Raw genomic sequence first — 23,481 nt, 5'->3', positions numbered from 1 at the left:
AAAATGGGCATACCTAATTAAAGACATATTATGGAAGACTATCTCATCGGTATAGGCAAACGGATCAAAGAAATCCGAAAGGGCAATAAAAAGACCATCAGTGAAGTTGCCATCGATGCCGGAGTGACCGCTGGGCTCATTTCCCGCATCGAAAACGGAAGGACCATACCTTCCCTGCCCGTGTTCTTGAAGATCGTTGGTGCGCTCGGGACCGAAATGACTGCTTTTTTTGATGGGATGCCCAAGGTGAACGGCCAAAACTTCCTAGTTTCCAGAAAGGACGACCATACCCTTATTGAAAAGGAGGACGAGGCGATAGGATTCAGCTACAGTTACATTTTTGGCAAGCAATTGAACTCGGTAGGGTTTGAAAGTGTACTTCTTGAAGTAAAGCCCAACTCCAAGCGTGACAAAGTGGTCACGGACGCCTTCGAGTTCAAATATGTGCTGAGCGGGGAATGCTATTACGAGATTGGGGACCAAGAGGTACTGCTACAAGAAGGGGATTCCATTTTCTTTGATGGTAGAATCCCCCATGTTCCCGTAAATCGTGGCATAGTGGCCTCCAAGATGTTAGTGGTCTATTTCTTTATTTGATCAAGGGAACAAAACCTTGGCCAGTTCGCTCAAGGAATCGAGAATCATGGTCGGGTCTGCGGTCTCCAATTGCTCTCGGGTCTGCGCTCCCGTGAGCACTCCCACGGTGATGCCGCAGTTGGCATTTTTGCCCTCTTCAATATCGATTACGGAATCTCCGGCCTTGAGCACCTGTTCCGAATCTGTTATGCGGAACATTTCCATGGCCTTGTCTATCATTTCCGAAGAAGGCCTTCCCTTCTCCACATCATCGGCCGTGATCAGGCCATCGATCTGAAGTCCAACGATCCATCCCAATTTGTCCAAAAGGGATTGTGCTGTTTTCCTGTCATAGCCCGTATTGAGCACCACTTTCACCCCATGGGCCCTTAAAACCCCGAACAGTTCCTCAACGCCATCGTAGGATGTCACTTCAAGGTTTTCATAGGCCTCCCTCAGCATCACTTTAAAATCTTCGAACACGGCCTTGGCATCCACCCCATTGGTTTGCGTCTCCTCCAAGATATCGGAAATGGCCTTGAACTTTTCCTTTCCCGCACCAAATTCCAACACGGTGTCCAGCGTGACCTCCACTCCTGATTTGGCCAAAGCCTTCTTGACCGTTTTGTACACTACATTGTCCTCGTTCACCGTGGTGCCGGCCATATCAAAAACCGCAAGTTTTATTTCCTTCATAGGTTGATTCTCTGTTTATTAAAAATTGTAGCAATGTTCTTTTTGGCAAAACCTGCACTTCCCGTCATTCCTTTACCCCCAATTCCGGTGACGATGTGTATATGCTCGTCAATGGTCTTTTGGAAAATATCGATTGTCTTGCACTGCGAGTACATGCCATACCATCTTCTTTGAATTTCGTAAGTGGGCAGTTCCATTATTTTTTTGGCCTCTTCCAGCATAAAATGATCAATGTCCATATCCAGGTCATACCCTAGGTCTTCCATCTTATCCACATCGGCATATTGGTGCGAATCGCCCAAGATCACCGAACCATCCATCGCCTGTTTGAAAAGGATGTGCACACCCCACTTTTTTTGAAGGCTGTCCGCCGGCTCATTTTGTTTGACCTGGGCAAATGATGGGCACTCATGGAACGCCTCATACCTTCTGATGGACCACCCGGTCAAGATAGAACCTTTTAGGGAATAGTCTTTCTGCGGCTTGGTCTGCATCATCTGCAGCTTGGAGACTTCCAGATCACTCTGGGCAAACACCTCAGGATATAGATTCTTGAAATCACTTCCATTGCAAATGATCACTTTTTTGGCCAACACGGCTTCATTGCTGGTGCTCCTCACCGTTGTCCAATCCCCATTTCTTTCACAGGACACCACAGTGAAATGAGTCTTCATGGTCAACCCCTTTTGGGTGGTCAAATACTCTTGCAGTCTATGGATCATGGTCCTTGGTTCCACGGTAACCTCATCGGGGAAAAAGAGTCCGGCCTTCACATATTCCTTTCGCAGTCCCGGATATCGGTCCATACATTCCCCTTTGGTGAGCATTCGGGAGGCATAGTCATTGTTGTTGTTGATGGCCCTGAGCTCTACCAAAAGCTGTTCCTCTTCTTCATTGGAGGCCAGATAGACCGTCCCGTTTTGGCGAATACTGATGTCAAACTGGGATTGGATATCCTTATAAATACGGAGACTCTCCCTACCCAATTTTTGCCATTTGGAATTCATCCCGGAGGGTACCACCTGTCCAAAATTTTGGGTGGTCGCCCCTTGCGGATAGGCATCTTTTTCCAGCAAACAGACCTTAAGCCCCTGTTCCAGTGCGTGATAAGCATGAAAAGTACCCAAAATGCCGCCGCCCACTATCACAACATCATATCTATTGTCCATAATCCAATTGTTTGTTGGTCTGTTCAGATTTTCGTCTTGCCCCAAAATGAAGGAACAGTACAATGGTGATCACTATCCCGATAAGTGCCACGGCATAAGTGCCATACACAAAGAAATTGAGCCAGGACAGCTTGGCCTGTCCGAAGTTTTTATACAGCAATACCAGCACACTGCCCATATATCCAAAGGCATCGGCAATATAGATCAGAAAACCTGAGTTTCCCTTGATTTTAAAAGTGGCGATGAACCGGTCAAAGAAGAGACAGTTGAAGGGTACATAACAGATGTAGAGCCCAAAACCCGTACAGACCATCCATAGAAAGGAATCCAAGACCCCCGTTTGGAACATCACCGTGGAGATGCCAAGCACCAATGCCCCCAATAGGAGCAGCAAATGATAGGTCAGCAAGGCCCTATAATTGTCCTTGATGTAAAAAATGGAACCAATGATCACGAGCACGACTATTGCGATGATGATCTCCGATGTGGAAAATACCGAAATGTCCCCTTGGTATCCGATACTGTCCCAAAGCTCGCGGGCAAAATTGTCCCTAAAGTCCCTAAAAGCGGTAAGGAAGGTATAAAACACAACCACCAATAGCAGGGGAAAGAAGAATTGCTTGACCAACCGTTTCCTATCCGCCCCAGTCATGGGCACACGTTCTGTTCGTGATTCGATGTCCTCTGCCGTAGGCGGTGGTACATTTTGCAACAGGTAAGCGCACAACAAGAGGGGCAAAAAGAACAAAGCACCTGTGACGGAGGGCATCCAAAACTCGCTCACACCCCAAAAATCCATCACATAGAGCCCCACCGACTTGACCACGCCGCTGGACACAATAAAACTTGCACATAGCACAACGCCCAAGATATCAGTAAACTTTCTTCCTTCGATATAGGAGAACACAATGCCCCAGATCATCCCCAAAGGCAGGCCGTTCAGAAACATGAAAACCAGGTTATAGGGTGCGGGGACAAGGGCGAACAAAATCAGTGACAGTTCGGCCAACAGGATCAATGCGATGAAAAAAAGCAGTCTTTTGCTGGACTTGAGCTCCGATATGATCTTTATCCCCACAAATTTGGAGAGGGCATATCCCAAAACCTGGGCGATGACCAACAAAATTTTGTAATTGATCCCCATGAAGGCCATACCCTCAAAAGTGGCGACCGAAAAAGGCTTTCTGAAGGCGTACATGCAAAAATAAGCTCCAAAAGCAGCAAGTGATGCGTGCAACACAAAGACCAAGCTTGACTGTTTCTTGAGCATATTTTTACATCGAAAAGTTTACAAATAATAAAATTATTTTTCAAATAACTCAAATTAGTATAAACCCATCTTCTCTTTAAGATTAAAAAAATGTTAGCAAAAACAGTTTGTCTTTCCTGCTTTCATTTTTCATAAAAAATGACCCATAGCCCTAGAAGGTTTTCCCAATACCATTATGGAAACATTCCGCAAGTGATTGCTGACGGTCAGCCGTATTTTGGAAAATTCCGATTATATTAGCAGGGCAAGAGACCGTCATACCCCTTTTGAATTTTGAAACGGATTGCACTCAAAAGAGGGACGATCATTGGAGTTATTTGAAATACGAATGACCAATTTAATTAACAGAACAAACTAACCCTTTCGGCCTTTCACCTTGGGCCAAAGAATCAAAATGTAACACATGGCACTTATATCATTTTTAGGATTTACGCTCTTGGTGGCGTTCATTTCCTGGTGGTCCGTTCGGAAAACGGATGAAACATCGTCTGACGGTTACTTCTTGGGTGGAAGAAGCCTCACCGCTGGCGTCATTGCCGGTTCATTGCTCTTGACCAACCTTTCTACCGAGCAAATTGTAGGCCTCAACGGCAGTGCCTACAAAGATGGGTTGTCGGTGATGGCCTGGGAGACCTTGGCCGCATTGGCCATCGTGGTAACGGCCATGTTCTTGCTGCCCCGTTATTTAAAGGGCGGTCTGACCACTGTGCCACAATTTTTGGCCAAGAGGTTCGATACCACTACCAAAACCATTACTTCGGGGCTGTTCTTGACGGGCTATGTAGTGGTGCTTCTCCCTGTGATCCTATATTCGGGGTCCGTGGCCATTAGCGGGATGTTCGATGTGCCCCAATTGCTCGGTGTTTCGGATTCCACGGCATTGCTCCTCTGTATTTGGGGCATCGGTATTGTTGGTTCCATTTATGCAGTTTTTGGAGGGTTGAAGGCCGTGGCCGTTTCTGACAGTATCAATGCGATAGGGCTTATCATTGGAGGGTTGCTCATTCCGGTATTTGGGTTGATGGCCATTGGTGACGGTAGCGTTTTGAACGGCTTGGACACCTTAATGGCAGCGAATCCTGAACGTTTCGATTCTACAGGTAACCCAGGACAGGAAGTTCCCTTCGCAACCATTTTTACGGGTATGATGCTGGTCCAATTGTTTTATTGGGGGACCAATCAGCAGATCATTCAAAGGGGATTGGGTGCCAAAAGCCTGGCCGAAGGACAAAAAGGGCTGTTATTGGCTGCCTTTTTGAAGATTTTGGGGCCTATCATCTTGGTTTTGCCCGGAATGATCGCCTACTATTATTTTGAAGGTGGGTTGTCCAGCAGTGACCTGGCCTATCCCGAACTGGTAAGGGCCGTTTTGCCAAAGCCTTTGATGGGCTTTTTTGCCGCCGTGCTCTTTGGAGCCATACTAAGTTCGTTCAATAGCGTGCTCAACAGTTCGGTGACGCTTTTTGGCATTGACATCTACAAGCAGCACATCAATAAGGGGGCTTCCGAAATGACCATCGTAAAATACGGAAAGATCTTCGGGATCTGTTTGGCACTGGCTGCCATGTTCATTGCGCCGCTCATTGCAAACGCCGGTAGCCTTTTCAATTATTTACAGGAAATCAATGGAATCTACAGCATTCCCATCTTTACCATCATTGTAGTGGGGTATCTGACCAAAAGGGTCCCTGCCATTGCAGCCAAAATTGGTATCCTTTCAGGCTCTATCCTATACATCATCAGCCAGTTCATCGTGGGCCCGAGAATGGTGGCCAATGCATTGGCCGAAGCCAAGGCAAACGGCATTACCGATCCCGAGGCACTGCATATGGTGGAAGCAGATGCCTACCCCCATTACCTTCATGTGATGGCCATATTGTTCATCACCAACATTGTCATCATGCTCATCATTGGCAAGATATATCCAAGGAAAGAAGCTTTTGAACTGGAATATACCAAGCAAGTATCGATAGAGCCTTGGAAACACGTCAAATTGGCCAGTGCCTTCATCTGTGTGGTCGTAATCGCCATCTACGTGTACTTTGCGAAGTGATTCTATGAAAAAATCGTTTGATCTAAAAAAAGAAACTGTCTTAAAAGTGATCAAATTGTCATCTTGATCTGTCACCTTGAGCGCAGTCGAAGGGACAGTCGAAAAATCTTTATTGTGTTATTGCTAAATAGTTGAATATCAAAAAGATTCTTCATTTCATTCAGAATGACACTTTTAAGACAGCCTCTTTTTATTGCTGCAGGATACTTTTTAGGAAATGTTCCTTATAGGCCCGTCCCAGCGGAATTTTTGAGCCGTCCGTCAACAATACCTGGTTGCCGGATATTCGGTCAATCTTTTGGGTGTTGATGATATGGGATTTGTGCACTTGGTAAAACTGACCTGCCCCAAGAATGTCCAACCAATGGCGCAAGGGCTCATTGGAAAGAATCTTTTTGTTCTTTAGGTGGATCTCGGTGTAATCGGAATCCGAAGAAATGGTGTAGATGTCCTTTACCAATACTTTGATGTGTTCATGACTGGACTTGACATAGATTTCGCTAATGGGCACATTCCCATTGCCAGATGCCCCATTCTCCTGCTTCATCCCTACTTTGTTCACTGCCTGCAAAAACCGCTGGAAAGAAAAGGGTTTCAACAAATAGTCCACAACGTTGAGGTCATACCCTTCCAGGGCATATTCGGAAAACGCAGTGGTCAAGATCACCTGCGGAGGCTCTGGGATACTCTTCAAAAAGTCCAATCCATTGATCTTGGGCAAATGGATATCCAAAAACATAAGATCTACTGGCTCGGCATTCAAAAACTCCATGGCCTGGATACCATCGGAAAAGACACCTACAAGTTCCAGGGCAGGCACTTCATCAATGAACTTCTTGAGGATCCGCTGCGCTGGCGGTTGGTCCTCAACAATGATACATCTCATACGGCTATATTTTTTCCAGTTCCAGTCTCAGGTACACATGGTAACTGTTATCCTTCTCTTTGATCTCCAACTGATGTTTCTTGGGATACAAGAGCTCCAATCGTTTCTGCACATTTTTCAGACCGATTCCCTTGGCTACCGTATCAAGACTGGGCACAGTTTCAAAATTGTTCGTACAGCGAAACTCCAGGACAGGGCCTTCCATTTGCACCGAAATGTCTATCTCTATGTTGGATGACTGTCCCGATTGGCTGTGCTTGAACGCATTTTCGATGAACACAATCAATATCAAAGGGGCTATTCGGTGCTCTCCCTCCATATCGCCCACTTCGAACCGGACTATGCCCCTGTCCTCTATCTGCAATCGGTACAGACGGATAAAGTTGCCCAGTTGCTCCAGTTCCTTTTTTAAAGGTACGAACTGTTCCTTGGATTCGTACAACATGTACCGTAAAACCCCGCTCATCTCCAAGATGATCTCTGGGGTCTTTGGGGAATTCTGCAATGCGTAGGAATAGAGATTATTAAGGTTGTTGAACAAAAAATGGGGATTGATCTGCGACCGCAGAAACTGGAGTTCGCTTTCCTGTATCGTACTTTGAAGCTCATCTATCTGGTCTTGCTTCTGCAAAGCATCCCATCCAAATTTACATCCTGAAAGGATGAACATGACTGGAAGTACCCCCAACAGCGAAATATAAATACCTGGGAATGTGGTACCTCGTTTGGTATTCGGAAACATGATGGGTTCCATGATCAATTCCTCTATGGCTATGACTACCACCACGACCACTATGAACCCGAGAAAAAACTGCCCGTATTTTTTTCTGTAGAGAAATCTTGGCATCAGGAAATAGGTGACGACTATGGTAGCAACACTATAGAACAGCAAAAATATAGCCTTGTGCACAACGATACCCCCCTCGACCCTGTCAAAAGAAAAAAACAGCAGGACAAGAACATGGAGCACTATCTGAAAAAGAAGTTCCTTTTTGGAAATCAATGCCTTTCAATTAATTCAAAATCAAATCTATGCATTAAACCTGTTTTTTAAAAAAACAGGTTTACGAACAGCACTATTCCTCCCCCCAACGACAATCTGGGCGTGTTTTTCACAATGAATCGGTCGGTCACGGTACCTGCTCTGTTGTTTATGGAAAATAGTTCGGCCAGTTTAAAAAAATTGTCCAAATTGGATATGGTTTTTGGGATGCCAAATAGGGCATATTCTAAATATCGTTATTTTACGGAACAATTTGACGACACTACTAACACTTAATTTTACCTCTATGAAAAAAACAATCATTGCGCTTGCTCTTTTGACGGGGCTGTTTGCCACAGCACAATCTTCTTGGAAATTGGACAAATCACATTCCAAGGTCGGTTTTGCCATCACCCACTTAATGATTTCAGAAGTAGAAGGCCATTTCAGCGAGTTTGACATTACGGCAACCGCTTCCGATACGTTTGGGGATGCCGAATTTACAGTGGACATCAAGACCACTAGCATCAACACCGATAATGAAAGAAGGGACAATCACTTGAGAAGTGCGGACTTTTTTGACGCCGAAACGTATCCATCCATTACCTTCAAAAGCAACGGTTATGAAAAAACAGGGGAGAAAACCTTCAAATTGACAGGGGACCTCACCATGCATGGGGTCACCAAACCAGTTACCCTCGAAGGTAAAGTGAACGGAGTGATCACCGATCAGCGTAGCCAAAAACTAAAAGCAGGACTCAAACTGACCGGCACCATCAATCGATTGGATTTTGGGGTCGGGGGAGAAACCGCTTCCTTGGGGAACGAGGTTGACCTGAACATTAACCTGGAAATGGCGCAACAATAAAAAACCAACACTATTTTGAGGAGAAAGGTTGGCCCGAGGCCGCCTTTCTTCTTTTATTTTAAAGTTATGGGAAGAAAATCCGAAAACACTTTTAGGGAGTTCCATCGCTATCTGGGGTTCTTTTTGGCAGGGATCATGGCCGTGTATGCCATTAGTGGCATAGTCCTGACGTTCCGAAATACGGATTACATGAAAAGTGAGGTACAGGTGACCGCCACCTTGGAACCCAATCTCAGTGAAGAGGCCTTAGGTGCCGCATTGCGGAAACGCGGTTTCAAAGTGGACAGAACAGAGAATAATCTGGTGTATTTTGAAGGGGGCACATACCATATGGAAACCGGCGAGGCTTCCTACACCGAAAAACGGTTGCCGAAGATCCTGGACAACATGAACAAGCTGCATAAAATGCATTCGGGCCACCCGTTGTTCTGGCTGGGGATTTTCTTTGGGATCGCTTTATTGTTCTTTGCGGTTTCCGCTTTTTTTATGTTCCGGCCCAGTGCCCCGATCTATAAAAAAGGCCTGTATTTTGCGGTAGCGGGATTTCTTTTGACGGTTGTGCTGCTTTTGGTTTAAAGGAAAGAGTCCCCTTATCTGGGTTTTCCAATGACAGGTCTGTCCCTATCAAAAAAGGGTTTTAAGCTTTTGTGGCGGGTCCAAACGATAGCCTACATAAAATACGGTATGCCATAAATTGTTGGAGATAGCATTGGAATCGGAATCCTGGTAAGAAGTACCGTCCAATTCCCTGACAATGCCCATGCAAAAACGGTCTGTGTTATAGCCCAACTGAAGTCCAGCACCATATTCCGTCGCCAGATAATTGTTCTTTTCCTCTTGGCCTGCCAAGGTATATTTGGAAAACTTAGGGCCTATGCCCACATGTAGCGATGGGGCGATGTTCAGCTTGGGCGCAACCATCCAATTGTAATAATAACCCAGACCTACCCTGAGGGAAAAATCCTTGCTCAACACCATAGAAATATTTGATCTTGATTCATCGAACATTATTGTTGATGATGTTAACCCTCACCAAGCAGTTGATTTTGCCTCATTCACTTACAAGGACAACATACTGGTAATGGGAGGATCTGTCAAGTTGGACAAGGCAGGAATGAAAGTCTTTACCGATAAGTGCCATTTTTTCAATATTACATCGGGTTATTGGTACGAACTGGAAAACATGACCAAAGCCAAGGAAGTGGACGGAGCACTCATAGGGAATAAGGTCTATTTGATAGGAGACTATACCGAGGAACTATATTCAAAAACTCCTTCTCCAGGGCTTTTCGCGATTGACCTGGATGAAATGGCAAGAACAAAAGTTGTGGAATCCAAAAACTTAAAAGAACTCTAGTTTTTCAGTGCCACAACCCTTCAATACAATAAAATAAACCCTGCCTAAAACCAACTAAAGAACAGTTCAACAACAATAAAAGCCACCATTTAAGGTGGCTTTTATTCGTATTTAAGTAACGCCTAAAGACAGTTTAGCCTATTGGCTTACGTGAAAAACGGTCCATGCCCAGTCAGATGAGACATTGTTCTCGTCAAAATACCTAATTCGATAATAATACTCCGTATCCAAAGAGAATTCTGTTTCGGTTTGATACTGCGATTCCACAATATTTTGAACATCTAATATGATGTTATCAAAATATTGGGTATAGGCAATCTGCAATTGATATGTTACAGATTCAGGCGCATATTGTGGGTATGGAAAATAGGCATCACTCCAATCGAACAGTGGTAGTGTTTCAATTATTTCACCCGTAGGATAAATGGCGGCAGAATCCACCGGAATAAAAACAAACTTAAAGTTTAGGGGAACGCTCCACTCGGATAAGGCTCCGTTTCCATCTTTCAATCTCAATCGATAGTAATACACGATATTATAATCTAACGGCTCACTTACCTGATAGAAGGTTTGTGTAATGGAACCCACATCCAATTTAATATCGTTGAAATCAATATCTGTGGAAACTTGAATTTCATAAGTAAAGTCCTCGGGGGGTTGATCGATGAAATATGGTTCTTCCCATCGAATAATTGGTGTACTATCGCCAATTTCTTCTGGCATCCCAGTCAATAATATGGGCAATTCAAATTGAAAACTTTCGGTTTCCCACTCTGAAAGCACTCCATTGGAGTCCATTGCCCTGACACGCCAGAAATAGGTTACATTGTCCTCCAAAATTGTAGATGCCACATATTGATTTGTTTCTAATCCGGAATCTACATTCTCAACTAAATTTAAAAACTCGGAATCAGTAGACAACTGAAATTGAAAAGAGAGGCTTTCCGCCATATCATGTTCCCAACTAAAAATGGGCTTACTGTTGCCCATCTCCCCTCCTCCACCAGGTGATAAATTATTAATTTCAATAGTTTTGATATCGAATGTACTTTGCTTCCATTCACCCACCACATTCTCTTCTTTAAGTCTCACCCGCCAATAATAGGTCCTTCCTCTTTCCAAAACCTCGATGTTTGATATTTGGCCACCTACCACGTTATTGGCGTCAATCAACAAATTTTCAAAATTTGAAGTATCCGACAACTGAACATCATACATTACGGTTTCCACTATACTAGGAACCCAGTTTATGGTAGGTTTTGTTTCTTCAATAAGACCACTTGGGTAAGTAGGAGTCACATCATATCCATTTATTCTTCCATTTCCATCGGAATCCACATAAAGTTCAAAGTTGGGCAGACTATACTCCACCCCTAGACTTTCAAATCTTTGGGTGAGATTATTTTTTATGGAAATCGGATTCACCTGAAAACCACCTTCCTTAATCTTATTGACAACAAAATCAGTTTCAATTATACCATCAGATTCCAAATCGTTGGCAAACTTAGTAACCAACTCAGAAAGTTCACCATCACCATTGTTCCCCTGCAACACACAAGAAACAGCAAGAAGTATGGCATTACCCGTACCTTCCTGACTTATATCCATATCTTGAAAAGGACCAAGATCATCAATAATGTCCTCTGGAATATTAAATGCCCGCAACACTTCCTTCTCTGCCCGTGTTTTGGCTTCTTCGTAAGACATATTTTCATTGAGCATCAGATGTTTTATACGCTGTCTTGACAACGTTGTCAATATGTTTATGTTTGACTTATTTTGTTCGGAAACTTGAATAAAACTTCTCAGTGTAATTTGACCATTGGAAAGCTCACCAGTAATTTCATTGAAATAAAACCCTGTGGCCTCGATATCCAACTTATTGGAATTTATAGAACCATTAAAATCGAATGAACCAAAATCATCAAAGGTTTCTGTACTATAAGAGATACTAGTGGATTCTAGATCATCGTTAAGTTCAATAATCAAGATTCCTGATCCAGCAACAAAAGGCCCTTTTTGGACCAAGCTATTATTTAATCTTACTGGGTTGCCCTGTTGTTCTGGTTCGCTATCGCTTCCTTCATTATCAGAAGAACATCCTAGAAGCATGAATACAACTAAAAAGAAAAATATTTTGTGCATACCTATTGATTTACATACCAAACGTTTAAAATTCCTACTTATTCTTTAAGGCATATTTGGATGTTTGAGATAATCATTGGTTAGAGTATTTGTTTTAGTGGTTCCCCTTCTTGGGCTCCCTTCGGCTACGCTCAGGATAAACCTCTCTTCACAACAGGGCAAAAATAAAAAGAGCCACACTTTCGTGCAGCTCTTTCATTTTTGCTCCCCCTCTTGGGCTCGAACCAAGGACCCTCTGATTAACAGTCAGATGCTCTAACCAACTGAGCTAAGGAGGAATTTTATCGTAAGCGGGTGCAAATATAGCAGATTCTTTATTACACCACAAACAAAAAAATCGCTTTTCTACTTAAAAAGCCATTTGTACAGGTCATTTCCGTTGGCAAACAGCAGCAGACCTATCAACAGAAAAAAGCCGACCATCTGGGCATACTCCAAAAACTTGTCGCTGGGCTTTCGGCCAGTGACCATTTCGTAGAGCAGGAACATTACGTGCCCCCCGTCCAATGCAGGAATGGGCAAAATGTTCATAAAGGCCAAAATTATGGAGATAAAGGCCGTAGTGGCCCAAAATGCCGGCCAGTTCCACGTATCGGGAAACATGCCCCCAATCGCTGCAAAACCACCTACTTCCTTATACGCACCCGTGTCGGGGTTAAAGATTTTTTTCATCCCCTTGATGTAATCGGATAGCGTTCTGACGCCCTTGTTCCAACCTGCTGGGATGGATTCCCAAAAAGAATACTTCAGCGTTCTCACTTCCAGATAACCTGCCTCTTTGTACTCTTCCGGGGACATTCCCAATTGCACACCAAGAGCGGCTTCATCCGTAACTTTAAGCTCCATGTCGAGCAAAGTCCCATTTCTGTTTACGGTAACGGGAAGCGTTTTTCCCTTGTTCGCCTCTAGGATAGGCATAGCTTGATCTTTATATTCAACAGGCCTGCCATTCATTTGGACAATGGCGTCCCCATGCTCCAACCCGCTATTGGCATTGGCAGAATTTTCTGGTATTTTGTTGATAATGAACGGTATTCTGTACGATACAAGGGACCTTATTTTATCCCTGTCCTCTTCCTCCGAGAGCGTTTCGATCACATTCACCGGAACCTCTTTTTCCATCACTTGTCCATTTCGCTCAATGGTGAAATGGTTGCCAAGGGCAAATCCTGGGATGATTTCAGATAATGTTTCCACCTTCTTTCCATCGATAGACAAAATCTTGTCGCCAGTTTGTATGCCCAACCCATCACCCAAAGTCTTATCGGTCACCCAAATCCCATCCTTTAAACTGTCATTGGCAATGTATTCCTCCCCATAAGCAAAAACCAACCCAATGAATATGACCACGGCCAGTACAAAGTTCACCGTAACCCCGCCCAACATGATGATCAAACGTTGCCAGGCCGGTTTGCTTCGGAATTCCCAAGGCTTGGGCTCTTCCTTCATCTGTTCGGTGTCCATGCTCTCATCAATCATGCCCGAGATCTTCACGTAGCCTCCCAGGGGCAACCACCCGATACCATAAACGGTCTCCCCTATTTTTTTCTTGAAGAGCGAAAATTTCACATCAAAAAACAGATAGAACTTCTCCACCCGCGTCTTAAAAATCTTCGCCGGGATAAAGTGTCCCAGCTCGTGGAGTACAATAAGCAGGGAAAGACTTAGAAAGAATTGTATGGTCTTTATCAGTATAGGGGTCATCGTTCGTCTTTTGTTAAAACGCACAAAAGTAAACTTTTACGAAGTGATAAAAAAACAGCAGTTTTGGATAAGCTCTTGATTTAAGAAAGATTTAGTAACAAAAACAGTCTCAAGGCTTGAAGAATCACCCCTCGGGTCGTAATTTTGTGGCATGGGTTCATTCTTTGCCAAATACAAGTTTTTCGGCTTGGTTTTGTTGGGGCTTTCCGCGGTGATCGTCTATTTGTTCTACAATGCGCTGCAACCCCAAAAAATGCTCCCGGTGTACCAGCCCTCCATGGTGGACCCATCATTGGTGGACAGCACATTGCACTACAAGAAAAAATACCACACCATTGCCGACTTTTCACTGACCAACCAGAATGGGGAGACCATCACCCAAGAAAATTACAAGGACAAGATCTATGTGGCGGATTTCTTCTTCACCACATGCCCCACCATTTGCCCCATCATGACCAAGAACATGGCCGAGATCCAAAACGCGGTCCTGGACGACCCTGAGGTGATGTTGCTCTCGCATTCGGTGACCCCGGTGATCGACTCCGTTCCCCAACTGAAAAAATATGCCCTGGAAAAAGGCGTGGTGGACAGCAAATGGAACCTGGTGACGGGTGAAAAAAAACAGATCTACGAGCTGGCCCGAAAATCCTATCTGGCTGTAAAGACCGACGGGGATGGAGGCCCATACGACATGATCCACACCGAAAATTTCATCCTGGTGGACAAGGAACGCCGCATCAGGGGCTTTTATGACGGCACCAATCGTGAGGAGATCAACAAACTGCTCGAAGACCTCAAAGTGCTCAAACAGAGTTACAAAGAATAGCACCGAAACCTTTGCCATGGATTTGACCCCTTTTTATACATTTTTACTTATTTTTGCCCTTAATTAAATTCAATCTAAATAAGTATTGTGGCTACCGTTATAGATTTGGCATATGGGCAAAAGGGAATCATCAAAGATTTTTCCGAACATGTGCTGCCCATCAAGCTTTTGGAATTGGGGTGCTTGCCCGGCAACAGCGTTGAACTGGTCCAGATCGCCCCTTTGAACGACCCCATATACATCAACCTTAATGGAAGCCACATAGCCATAAGGCGCTCATTGGCCCAGCTCATTGAGCTTGATATAGTTGAAGAAACCCAAGCCCCATGAGCAAAAGCATCAATGTTGCCCTGATCGGTAATCCCAATACCGGAAAGACCTCTGTTTTCAACCAACTTACGGGCCTCAAACAAAAAGTGGGCAACTATCCCGGGATCACCGTGGAAAAAAAGGAAGGGATATGCAAGCTGCCAAGGGGCGTTAAGGCACATATTCTGGACCTTCCCGGAACCTATAGTCTCAACACCACCTCCTTGGACGAAAGTTTGGTGGTGGAACTGCTCCTCAATAAAAACGACAAGGATTTTCCTGATGTGGCCGTGGTGATCACCGATGTGGAAAACCTCAAAAGGAACCTGTTCCTGTTTACCCAGATCAAAGATCTGAAGATTCCCGCCATCCTTGTCATCAACATGGCGGACCGGATGTCCCGCAAAGGCATTTCGCTGGACATCGAGGCCATGGAAAAACAATTGGACACCAAAATTGCCTTGGTCAGTACCCGAAAAAACGAGGGCATCGACCGTATCAAAGAACTGATTGCCGATTACAGATCGCTGTCCACCGCTCCCAACCTTGATGCATCCCGGATTTCCCCGGATTATTTCAAGAACCTCCAAAAGGCATTCCCCAACGAGGACCCCTACAAGCTTTGGTTGGTCATCACGCAGGATGTGAACTTCATGCCCATTGAGAAACGACGGATTCAGGATGCCACTTCCTTTTTCACCAAATCAAAGGAAGAGCTGAAAAAACTACAGCACCGCGAAACAGTGCTCCGCTATCAGTTCATCAACGATACGCTCAAGTCGACCTACAAAGTGGACCAAATGGCCGCAAAGGGACTTAGGGCCTCCATCGACAAGATACTGACACACAAAGTGTTTGGCTATCTCATTTTCTTCGCCATCCTACTTCTTATTTTCCAGACCATTTTTGAGTGGAGCAGCTATCCGATGGATTTTATTGACGAACAGTTTGCCGCTGCAAGCGAGTGGATCAAGAACACATTGCCTCCCGGATTGTTTACCGATCTGTTGGCCGAAGGAATCTTGGTCGGTATCGGGGGGGTGGTCATCTTTATCCCACAGATTGCCTTTCTGTTCCTTTTTATCTCCCTTTTGGAAGAATCGGGCTATATGAGCCGCGTCGTTTTCCTGATGGACCGTTTGATGCGCCCCTTTGGGTTGAGCGGAAAAAGTGTGGTCCCCTTGATCTCGGGCAACGCATGCGCCATTCCCGCCATCATGGCCACCCGTACCATAGAAAATTGGAAGGAACGTCTCATCACCATTTTGGTAACGCCCTTTACCACTTGTTCTGCCAGGTTGCCTGTCTATTTGATATTGATTGCCCTCGTGATACCCGAAGGAAGTGTACTGGGTCTTAGCTACCAAGCATTGACCCTCATGCTGCTGTACCTTCTCGGGTTTGGGATGGCCCTGTTGTCCGCCATGGTGCTGGACAAGATCTTGAAAATCAAAAGTAGGTCGCTCTTCATGGTGGAAATGCCCACCTATCGTATGCCCTTGATCAAAAATGTGGGCTATACCGTTCTGGAAAAGACCAAGAGTTTTGTGTTCGGGGCGGGTAAGATCATTTTGGCCCTCTCCATCGTGCTCTGGTTCTTGGGATCCAATGGGTATTCGGACGATTTTCAAAATGCCGAGAAAATCGTCAGTGAGCGAATCGCCAGCGAAGGCCTGAGCACCTACAGCAAAAACTATATCCAAACCAACATTGATTCCTATTTGGAAGAAGTGGAATCGGAAGGACTTGCGCCAAGCGCCGTCCAGGATTCGGTCCGAACCCTGACTGCCGACCTCACAGAAAGTGCCAAGGCCCAGGAAATAGCCAGCTACAAGTTGGAACATTCCTATATCGGGCAGGCCGGAAAGGCCTTTGAACCCATTGTGAAGCCCTTGGGCTATGACTGGAAGATCGGGATTGCCGTTTTGACCTCCTTTGCCGCCCGGGAAGTGTTTGTAGGCACCCTTGCCACCATTTACAGTGTGGGCAGCGATGAGGAAGAGACCATCCAGAACAGGATGGCCGCCGAACTAGATGATTCGGGAAAACCCTTGTTCAATTTGGCAACAGGCGTATCGTTGATGCTGTTCTATGCCTTGGCCATGCAATGTATGAGCACCTTGGCCATCGTGAAACGGGAGACGAATTCCTGGAAATGGCCCATGATCCAACTGGGCTTCATGAGTGTTTTGGCCTATATTGTAGCGTTGGCCGCCTATCAAATTCTAGCATAGTCATGGAAGTACAACAGATTTTAGTCTATATCACTTTGGCCTTGGCGGTTGGCTATTTGGTCTGGAAATTCCTTTTGCCCAAATCTGTCTTTGGGAAAAAGAAGGGCTCCAAGTCCTGCGGTCAGGACAATTGTGGTTGCAGTTGAGTATACAACACTTCGAATTCCAATCGCTTTTTCTACAAAGCGATTTTTTTTTGACTTTTTTCATCCCCTCTGTGTAACCTTTTTTAATTTCCAGACTATATAAGTTGAACACCAACTAAAAAACATTGTTTGGAAGCGCTTTCAGATGAGATCATAATGCAAAAAGTTGCCGAGGGCGACCTTGATCTGCTCAAGATCCTCTTTGACAGATACCACAAGCACGTCTATCACTTTCTATATAAAATGTGCGGTGATAGTATGTTGAGTGAAGATCTGACACAGGATGTCTTTTACAAATTGATCAAGTACAGGAGCTCATACAAGAACGGATCGTTCAAGTCCTGGCTCTTTACCATCGCCCGAAACAACTTGAATACACATTTCACCAGGGACCACAAGCCCCATGAGGACATCAAGGTGTTGGCCTACAAAGCGGTGGAGGATGAGGACGAAGTAATGGAGAACAATGCCCACTTACAAAATGCCCTGAACCAACTAGATCCTGCCGATCGGGAACTGGTCATCTTGAGCAGATACAAGGAAATACGCTACGAGGAGTTGGCGGAAATGATCGGAAGTACACCCGGCGCAGTAAAGACCAAGGTGTGCCGGATCTTGAAAAAATTGAAAAAAATATACCTACAAAGCATATAACCATGGAAAACAATCACATTTCGGACCTGATTCCAGATTATCTAGACGGTACTTTGGACATGGAAACTAGGAGAAAAGCGGAACTGCATTTGGGTAAATGCACCGAATGCCAACAAGAACTCGAAGAAATGAGAGTCCTGTTCCATGCCTTTGACAACCAAGACGTCCCAGTTCCTTCGGAAAGGCTCAGGATTTCGTTTGAAACGGCCTTGGAAGCCGAAAAGGAAAGCCGTGGCAAAGTGATTCCCCTATCCTCTCCCGAGAAGAAAACAAACTGGGGGGGCAACCTGCTCAAAATTGCGGCCAGTGTGGCCCTGTTGGCCGTATCCTTTCAAATGGGATCGTTGTTCCAACAGCGCAAGGTTGATGGGGACATCGCACTGCTCCGGGACGAGACCTTGCAGATGAAACAGACCGCCATGCTTTCCCTCATGGAAAACCAATCGGCCAGCAAGCGCATCCAAGGGGTGAACTATATCGAGGAATTTGAGCAACCTGATGAAGCCATCATAGAGGCTTTGGGCAACAGGCTGTTGTATGATGAAAACGACAACGTCCGCTTGACCGCCTTCGAGGCACTGTCCAAGTTCACTTCTTCGGAAACTGTAAAAAACCTGCTCATCGAAGCACTCGAAAAGGAAAAGAACCCGAGCATCCAAGTGGCCATTATTCAAGTATTGGTACAGATACAAGAGAGAAAGGCGGCTGAACCCATGAAAAAACTGATGGAACAGGATGATACCCAGCCCTTTATCAAAGAACAGATCAAAGCTGTATTACCAAGTATAACATAAACATCAAAAAACGAAAATCATGAGAAAATTCACATTTTTGCTAACCGCCCTTTTGGTGGGCACCATTGCCAATGCGCAATCCGATTATACCAAATCCTTAAACGGGGTCCAATGGGTCAAGATCGAATCCAAATCCGACATCACGGTAAGGACACACAGCTCCAATGAGCTACTGATCAAATCAGGTCCATCGGTAGAGACCCCAGAAAGGGCAAAAGGCCTAAAGTTGGTGGGCGAAGGAGGAACGGACAACACCAGCATCGGCTTCTCCGTCATCCAAGATGGCAACACCCTAATCGTGACCAACCTTAGAAAATCCGAAGGAGCCGAGATCTACCTTCCAAAAAACCAGAACGTCTCAGCCAAGAGCACTTGGAACGGTGACATCGAAATCGATGGGTTTGCGGGTGAGATCGAGGCTGATGCACAGCTCAATGGCAGTGTCAAGATCTTGAACGTGAATGGTCCCGTTACCGCCAACACCTTGAACGGCGAATTGACCGTGGAGTTTGGCACCGTAAAACAAGGATCTCCCATTTCCCTGTATTCCACCAATGGGGCCGTGGATGTGAGCCTTCCCGGCAATACCCCGGCCAACCTGTCCATGAGCACCATCAACGGCAACGTCTATACCGATTTTGACGTAAAGTTGAGCGAAAAGGACGGTCTAAAGTCGGTGTTGGGACGAAAGATAAGCGCATCCATCAACAATGGCGGGGTGGACATCACGCTGAAATCCACCAATGGAAACATGTACCTCCGGAAAAAATAAGTTCCCTGGTCACATCGAGCACAGTCGAGAGGTGCTGTCCATCTTTTGACGGCACTCAAGAGCACAAAAAATCAATTAAATATTAAAATCAAAAACGAACAATCATGAAAAATTTAATCGTCGCCGCATTTGTGGGATTGGTCACCCTATCCCTATCTGCCCAAAAAATCATCGAAAAGAACATCAACTATTCCGGTCAATTTATTGACCTTGAAGTAAAGTTTGCATCCGACATCGAAGTGAAGACCTGGGACAAGTCCACCGTCTATTTCAAGGCGGACATTACCACAAAAGATGGAAAATTCATCGATCTATATGATCTGGACATAGACGAAAGTTCCTCATCCATCACCATCGCGGAAGATGCTATTCCGGTATTCAAAGCATTTCAGAATGAATGGGACAAAAATCACCCAGGATCCAAGAACAGGGGGTTCATGGAAGATGATAGCTACGAGTTCAATTATGTGCTGTACGTGCCCAAAAATGCCCGCTTCAAGGTGAGTAGCATCAATGGTGACCTAAAGGCTGAGGTCATCCAAGGGAACTTTACCGCAGAATTGATCAATGGCAATATCGACATCAAAACCTATGATGGGGATATGGACCTACAGACCATCAACGGTGAAATTGATCTAGTGATGAAAAATTCCAGATTGGTCGCCGAGACGATCCACGGCAACATCTATGCCGATGAAAAACTGAACCTCAAGGTCACCGATCGTTATGTAGGCCAAAAAGTGGAGGGAAGTTTCGACAAGGCCACCCATCGCCTCAAACTGAACACCATCAACGGGAACATGTACCTGAGGCTCTAGATGAGGTTGGAAACAAAGCACAATAGCCTGTTCATATAGCATTTGACCCCTGTCTCAAAACTATAAAAGAGTCGTGTGTAAGCTAAAAAACGATGAATCATGATAAAATTAATGGTCTCTTTTTCAGCAATCCTTTTGTTTTCATGTTCACAGTCAAAATCGAGCAAACTTAATGCTTCGTCCAAAGTTGAGAACTTGGGCAATGACAGCATTACCCAGATAGAGAACAATCGCATTGCAGTTTTAAATCAGCTTAGAAATGAACTTCTCTTAACCTATGGCACACTTGATGGATGGTCAAGGGTCGACATGGGACCATGCGGGGAATTTGCCTATGCCTTCTATGAGGAATGGAATTCCAGGTTCAAAGACTCGGTCAATATTGTTTTTATGATGAAGCCAGATGGCTCAGATTGCAATCATGTTCTTGTAAGGTTGCCAGATAAAAATTTGTTTGATGCCGGACTTGGAGTTATGGATGAAAGTGCCCTAAAACTTGTTTTCATTGAAAGCCGTATTGAGGACATGGTTGACTTTGATTATGATCTATTGGACAAATGGTCATATGGATTGCATCGAAAATATTACAATTGTCCAGACTATTCAGACAGTTTATCAAGGAGTATTTTAAGACGTCATTTTGACAAATTATCAACGCAAAATAATGGAAGGTAATTTAGGGTTACCAGTAAAAGTTGCATTCATAAAGCCCATACATAATTCTGTATAAATATGGTAGGCGATGTGGTGAATATCATGGGTGTATCCCACTCAAAATGAACACCATAAACAGCAACATATACCTGAGGCTCTAGATGAGGGTGGCAACAAAGGAATAGAGCAACAAGGCCCACCCCAGGACCAGTAGTAATCCGCCAATGGGAGTGACCGGCCCAAGCCAACGGGGCTTATCCCCTTTGGCCGCGCCCAGGCACAGCGCGTAGATGCTGAAAGAAAACAGGAGGGTGCCAAAAATGAAGCAGTTCACGATGGCCGAATCCAACGGTCCATCAAAACTGAGATTGAAACCCAGTACCAACAGTACAATGGCATGGTACATTTGATACTTGACCCCTGTCTCAAAACTATGGAGCAGTTCAGGGGTCAGTTTCTTTTTAAGGGCATGGGCCCCAAAAGCGCCAAAAACCACTGCCAAAAGTCCGTAGACCGCACCCATCACTTGGGCCATCAAAATTGTTCCCATATTTTTTATTTAGAGATCTATGCTGATTTCATGGTCAGCGGTCACCTTAAAGGCACATTCCTTGTATTTTGGAGGTCCAAAAGTTTTCATCTTGGCATTGGAAAAGGCTACTTTCTCCTTGGGGATCCCCAACCAATTGGTATCCAACTTTCCATTTCCATTTTCATCATGAAAAACCGCCAAAGCATATTCCCCGGCAGGTAAGTCTTCTATGTCCAAAGTTACCAGACCCTTGCTTGCCGCTTTTGTTCCAGTTCTCAGAACCCGGTCAAAAGACAAAAATGCCTCATCCGAGTCATACACCGCTACGTTGACATGCCCAATGTCAGACCCTACATTATTTACATGAACGGAAATGGTGTTCTGTGAAAAAACAAACAGTGGCAATACCAATGTACAAAAGAGAATTCCTCTCATTGTGGTCTTAAGATCAGTTGGATTCCTGTAAACGGCCCATCAGTTCGCCGTGCAAAATAGTATATATTCCCTGGGTTTCTATGCTATCCTGAAGGTTTAAGTATAATTTAAGGGAATCGTGGTGCACCACCTTGATCTTTTGTTGCCTGAGGTCATCCACAAAAACATAGACCTTGGTCTGGGTAATGGAATCCTTGAACACCCCTTTTTCCTTGGCCATCCATGAAAAGCCGTTGGAACGTTCCATTTCGGGGAGCTTGTCCACGAACACCACACTGTCGATTTCTGCCAAAGGAATTTTTTGGTAATAGATGCCGGAAAGAACCTTTAGGTTCCCCTCTTCGATCTTACACCAATTTTTGTAGTGTTCCACAAAGGCGAAAATGCACAGGGCCAAGGTGAGAACGATCAACACGTTCCACAACCAATGTCTTTTTTTTGTTGTCATACCAAGGTAAAACTTAAGGGCATTGCCGACTTTAAAGGTAGTGCAATTCATTTTAAGGGTCAAGAAGATGCATTCCTAGTATATTTGAAGGATCAAGTCCAGCTTATGAAAGCCGCCACCATTGCACAATTGAAAAAAGAACTCCAGTTCCGATCACAGGATGAGGTGATGCAGCTCTGTTTGCGGCTTGCCCGTTTCAAAAAGGAAAACAAGGAACTGCTCACCTATCTGCTCTTTGAAGCGGAAAACGAGGAAAGCTATATCGAAGCTGTAAAACAGGAGATGGACGAAATGTTCTCGGAGATCAACGTGAACAGCTTTTTCTACATCAAGAAAAGTGTCCGGAAAATCCTGAGGATCCTCAAAAAATACATCCGGTATTCGGGCGACAAGGCCACTGAAGTGGAACTGTTGCTGTACTTCTGTGAAAAATTGAACGGTTTCAGTCCCTCCATCCGCCGCAACACCACCCTCCTCAACCTCTACCAAAGACAGCTGGAATACATCGAGAAAAAAATCCCGTTGCTCCACGAAGACCTGCAACATGATTACGGCATGGTCTTGCGGGAATTAAAACCATAAGCCCAAAAATGTTGCCTAAGGGAAAACTTGTGGGTAATTGAAAACCCAACAAAACCAGATTCATTCTAAATTATTTCCAAGCAGTTGGTTGATTTATAGAATTCGTAATTTTGTGGAACTGGCATGAAAAAGATTTTCACCATAGGAACGGCTTTGCTCATCTTTCTACAGAGCGTCAATATCCATTTCAACGATTTGGTTGAGATGGGCAATTTTTTTGATCACTACCAGTTCCACATCGATGAATATGGTGATGACCTTACGGTTTTTGTGTCCAAGCACTATGGCAAGCTAAAGGCTTCACATAGTGAAAAGCACCAAGAGGAACAACAAGAACACGAGCAATTGCCCTTTCAACATCAATCCCAATGTTCGCAACTCATGGCCTTCGTGGTTGAACCTGAACCCTTTTTCCAATCCAGTTCTGAGGTACCGCTCGACATTGTAAGCAACTTCCATTACCAAGTATCGTATTCTCCCATTTGGGGCGATGGGCCTTTTCAGCCCCCAAAACAAGCCTAATTCATAGTATTCCAGCTTTGCTGGACCTATATTTCCGTAAGCTTTATTG

At 44.8% G+C, this 23,481-nt stretch carries 28 protein-coding genes and 1 tRNA gene; 16 read left to right on the top strand and 13 right to left on the bottom strand.

The window, feature by feature from the left end:
- Positions 1-30: 30 nt before the first annotated feature.
- Entirely contained in the window at positions 31-597 is a 567-nt protein-coding gene (locus D2V93_RS15640) for a helix-turn-helix domain-containing protein (protein ID WP_119620071.1), read from the top strand.
- On the opposite strand, the gene D2V93_RS15635 is transcribed toward D2V93_RS15640, so the two are convergent.
- From D2V93_RS15635 to D2V93_RS15625, 3 genes are read right to left on the bottom strand one after another with little or no spacing between them, the layout of a single operon-like run.
- On the bottom strand, positions 598-1,272 hold the full coding sequence (locus D2V93_RS15635) for a phosphonatase-like hydrolase (RefSeq protein ID WP_119620070.1): 675 nt from the start codon (positions 1,270-1,272) through the stop codon (positions 598-600). It abuts the gene before it with no gap.
- Positions 1,269-2,441 carry a TIGR03364 family FAD-dependent oxidoreductase gene (locus tag D2V93_RS15630; protein ID WP_119620069.1) on the bottom strand — a complete coding sequence of 391 codons (1,173 nt, stop codon included), beginning with the start codon at positions 2,439-2,441 and terminating at the stop codon, positions 1,269-1,271. The genes D2V93_RS15635 and D2V93_RS15630 overlap by 4 nt, the downstream gene beginning before the upstream one ends.
- Complete coding sequence (locus D2V93_RS15625) at positions 2,431-3,711, bottom strand: DUF5690 family protein (RefSeq protein ID WP_119620068.1); 1,281 nt, start codon at positions 3,709-3,711, stop codon at positions 2,431-2,433. Before D2V93_RS15625 ends, D2V93_RS15630 begins: the two co-directional genes overlap by 11 nt.
- A gap of 403 nt (positions 3,712-4,114) precedes the next feature.
- Between D2V93_RS15625 and D2V93_RS15620 the strand changes: the two genes are divergently transcribed.
- Positions 4,115-5,764 (top strand): solute:sodium symporter family transporter, encoded by a 1,650-nt coding sequence (locus D2V93_RS15620; protein WP_119620067.1) that lies wholly within the window; start codon positions 4,115-4,117, stop codon positions 5,762-5,764.
- A gap of 190 nt (positions 5,765-5,954) precedes the next feature.
- On the opposite strand, the gene D2V93_RS15615 is transcribed toward D2V93_RS15620, so the two are convergent.
- The 3 genes from D2V93_RS15615 to D2V93_RS18705 are packed head-to-tail and all read right to left on the bottom strand — an operon-like array spanning position 5,955 to position 7,841.
- On the bottom strand, positions 5,955-6,650 hold the full coding sequence (locus D2V93_RS15615) for a LytR/AlgR family response regulator transcription factor (protein ID WP_119620066.1): 696 nt from the start codon (positions 6,648-6,650) through the stop codon (positions 5,955-5,957).
- A gap of 4 nt (positions 6,651-6,654) precedes the next feature.
- Complete coding sequence (locus D2V93_RS15610; RefSeq protein ID WP_119620065.1) at positions 6,655-7,653, bottom strand: sensor histidine kinase; 999 nt, start codon at positions 7,651-7,653, stop codon at positions 6,655-6,657.
- A gap of 47 nt (positions 7,654-7,700) precedes the next feature.
- Entirely contained in the window at positions 7,701-7,841 is a 141-nt protein-coding gene (locus tag D2V93_RS18705) for a hypothetical protein (protein WP_182850006.1), read from the bottom strand.
- 98 nt (positions 7,842-7,939) lie between these two features.
- Here D2V93_RS18705 and D2V93_RS15605 point away from each other — a divergent pair, with 98 nt between their 5' ends.
- Positions 7,940-8,500: a YceI family protein gene (locus D2V93_RS15605; protein WP_119620064.1), complete on the top strand. Its 561-nt coding sequence runs from the start codon at positions 7,940-7,942 to the stop codon at positions 8,498-8,500.
- A gap of 66 nt (positions 8,501-8,566) precedes the next feature.
- Complete coding sequence (locus tag D2V93_RS15600; RefSeq protein WP_072880773.1) at positions 8,567-9,076, top strand: PepSY domain-containing protein; 510 nt, start codon at positions 8,567-8,569, stop codon at positions 9,074-9,076.
- Between the two features lie 48 nt (positions 9,077-9,124).
- On the opposite strand, the gene D2V93_RS15595 is transcribed toward D2V93_RS15600, so the two are convergent.
- A complete protein-coding gene (locus D2V93_RS15595) occupies positions 9,125-9,472 on the bottom strand; it encodes a DUF4421 family protein (protein ID WP_182850005.1) in 348 nt (115 codons plus the stop codon).
- A gap of 109 nt (positions 9,473-9,581) precedes the next feature.
- Between D2V93_RS15595 and D2V93_RS15590 the strand changes: the two genes are divergently transcribed.
- On the top strand, positions 9,582-9,857 hold the full coding sequence (locus D2V93_RS15590) for a hypothetical protein (protein WP_119620062.1): 276 nt from the start codon (positions 9,582-9,584) through the stop codon (positions 9,855-9,857).
- Positions 9,858-9,995: 138 nt separating this feature from the next.
- Here D2V93_RS15590 and D2V93_RS15585 read toward each other — a convergent pair whose 3' ends face one another.
- From D2V93_RS15585 to rseP, 3 genes are all read right to left on the bottom strand, one after another.
- Positions 9,996-12,002 carry a phage tail protein gene (locus D2V93_RS15585; protein ID WP_119620061.1) on the bottom strand — a complete coding sequence of 669 codons (2,007 nt, stop codon included), beginning with the start codon at positions 12,000-12,002 and terminating at the stop codon, positions 9,996-9,998.
- A gap of 204 nt (positions 12,003-12,206) precedes the next feature.
- A tRNA-Asn gene (locus tag D2V93_RS15580) sits at positions 12,207-12,280 on the bottom strand.
- A 67-nt stretch (positions 12,281-12,347) separates the two neighbouring features.
- Entirely contained in the window at positions 12,348-13,706 is a 1,359-nt protein-coding gene (gene rseP, locus D2V93_RS15575; RefSeq protein WP_119620060.1) for an RIP metalloprotease RseP, read from the bottom strand.
- Positions 13,707-13,857: 151 nt separating this feature from the next.
- Between rseP and D2V93_RS15570 the strand changes: the two genes are divergently transcribed.
- The 9 genes from D2V93_RS15570 to D2V93_RS15535 all read left to right on the top strand — a co-directional run bounded on the left by D2V93_RS15570 (position 13,858) and on the right by D2V93_RS15535 (position 20,934).
- Positions 13,858-14,532 (top strand): SCO family protein, encoded by a 675-nt coding sequence (locus D2V93_RS15570; protein ID WP_119620059.1) that lies wholly within the window; start codon positions 13,858-13,860, stop codon positions 14,530-14,532.
- A gap of 84 nt (positions 14,533-14,616) precedes the next feature.
- The gene (locus D2V93_RS15565) at positions 14,617-14,862 is read left to right on the top strand and encodes a FeoA family protein (RefSeq protein ID WP_072880685.1); all 246 of its coding nucleotides are present in this window, start codon (positions 14,617-14,619) and stop codon (positions 14,860-14,862) included.
- Positions 14,859-17,075: a ferrous iron transport protein B gene (feoB, locus tag D2V93_RS15560; RefSeq protein WP_119620058.1), complete on the top strand. Its 2,217-nt coding sequence runs from the start codon at positions 14,859-14,861 to the stop codon at positions 17,073-17,075. The genes D2V93_RS15565 and feoB overlap by 4 nt, the downstream gene beginning before the upstream one ends.
- A gap of 2 nt (positions 17,076-17,077) precedes the next feature.
- Positions 17,078-17,221 carry a hypothetical protein gene (locus D2V93_RS18700; protein WP_177190054.1) on the top strand — a complete coding sequence of 48 codons (144 nt, stop codon included), beginning with the start codon at positions 17,078-17,080 and terminating at the stop codon, positions 17,219-17,221.
- Between the two features lie 129 nt (positions 17,222-17,350).
- On the top strand, positions 17,351-17,875 hold the full coding sequence (locus D2V93_RS15555) for an RNA polymerase sigma factor (RefSeq protein WP_072880681.1): 525 nt from the start codon (positions 17,351-17,353) through the stop codon (positions 17,873-17,875).
- Between the two features lie 2 nt (positions 17,876-17,877).
- Positions 17,878-18,669: a HEAT repeat domain-containing protein gene (locus D2V93_RS15550; RefSeq protein ID WP_119620057.1), complete on the top strand. Its 792-nt coding sequence runs from the start codon at positions 17,878-17,880 to the stop codon at positions 18,667-18,669.
- A 19-nt stretch (positions 18,670-18,688) separates the two neighbouring features.
- Positions 18,689-19,441, top strand: coding sequence for a DUF4097 family beta strand repeat-containing protein (locus tag D2V93_RS15545; protein WP_072880677.1), 753 nt, complete (start codon positions 18,689-18,691; stop codon positions 19,439-19,441).
- Positions 19,442-19,545: 104 nt separating this feature from the next.
- Positions 19,546-20,259 (top strand): DUF4097 family beta strand repeat-containing protein, encoded by a 714-nt coding sequence (locus D2V93_RS15540; protein ID WP_072880675.1) that lies wholly within the window; start codon positions 19,546-19,548, stop codon positions 20,257-20,259.
- 99 nt (positions 20,260-20,358) lie between these two features.
- The gene (locus tag D2V93_RS15535; RefSeq protein WP_143070705.1) at positions 20,359-20,934 is read left to right on the top strand and encodes a hypothetical protein; all 576 of its coding nucleotides are present in this window, start codon (positions 20,359-20,361) and stop codon (positions 20,932-20,934) included.
- Between the two features lie 136 nt (positions 20,935-21,070).
- On the opposite strand, the gene D2V93_RS15530 is transcribed toward D2V93_RS15535, so the two are convergent.
- From D2V93_RS15530 to D2V93_RS15520, 3 genes are read right to left on the bottom strand one after another with little or no spacing between them, the layout of a single operon-like run.
- Positions 21,071-21,463 carry a DUF423 domain-containing protein gene (locus D2V93_RS15530; protein ID WP_119620055.1) on the bottom strand — a complete coding sequence of 131 codons (393 nt, stop codon included), beginning with the start codon at positions 21,461-21,463 and terminating at the stop codon, positions 21,071-21,073.
- Positions 21,464-21,472: 9 nt separating this feature from the next.
- Positions 21,473-21,880 (bottom strand): DUF2141 domain-containing protein, encoded by a 408-nt coding sequence (locus D2V93_RS15525; RefSeq protein ID WP_119620054.1) that lies wholly within the window; start codon positions 21,878-21,880, stop codon positions 21,473-21,475.
- Between the two features lie 13 nt (positions 21,881-21,893).
- Positions 21,894-22,328 carry a hypothetical protein gene (locus D2V93_RS15520; protein WP_072880666.1) on the bottom strand — a complete coding sequence of 145 codons (435 nt, stop codon included), beginning with the start codon at positions 22,326-22,328 and terminating at the stop codon, positions 21,894-21,896.
- A gap of 105 nt (positions 22,329-22,433) precedes the next feature.
- On the opposite strand from D2V93_RS15520, the gene D2V93_RS15515 reads away from it, so the two are divergent.
- Together D2V93_RS15515 and D2V93_RS15510 are read left to right on the top strand one after the other, a co-directional pair.
- Complete coding sequence (locus D2V93_RS15515) at positions 22,434-22,910, top strand: hypothetical protein (RefSeq protein WP_119620053.1); 477 nt, start codon at positions 22,434-22,436, stop codon at positions 22,908-22,910.
- A gap of 123 nt (positions 22,911-23,033) precedes the next feature.
- Positions 23,034-23,432 (top strand): hypothetical protein, encoded by a 399-nt coding sequence (locus D2V93_RS15510; RefSeq protein ID WP_119620052.1) that lies wholly within the window; start codon positions 23,034-23,036, stop codon positions 23,430-23,432.
- Positions 23,433-23,481: the final 49 nt, after the last annotated feature.

Origin of the sequence: Flagellimonas taeanensis (genome assembly GCF_003584105.1) — a bacterium.
Classification (GTDB): domain Bacteria; phylum Bacteroidota; class Bacteroidia; order Flavobacteriales; family Flavobacteriaceae; genus Flagellimonas; species Flagellimonas taeanensis.
This window is presented reverse-complemented; position numbering and strand designations above follow the sequence as displayed.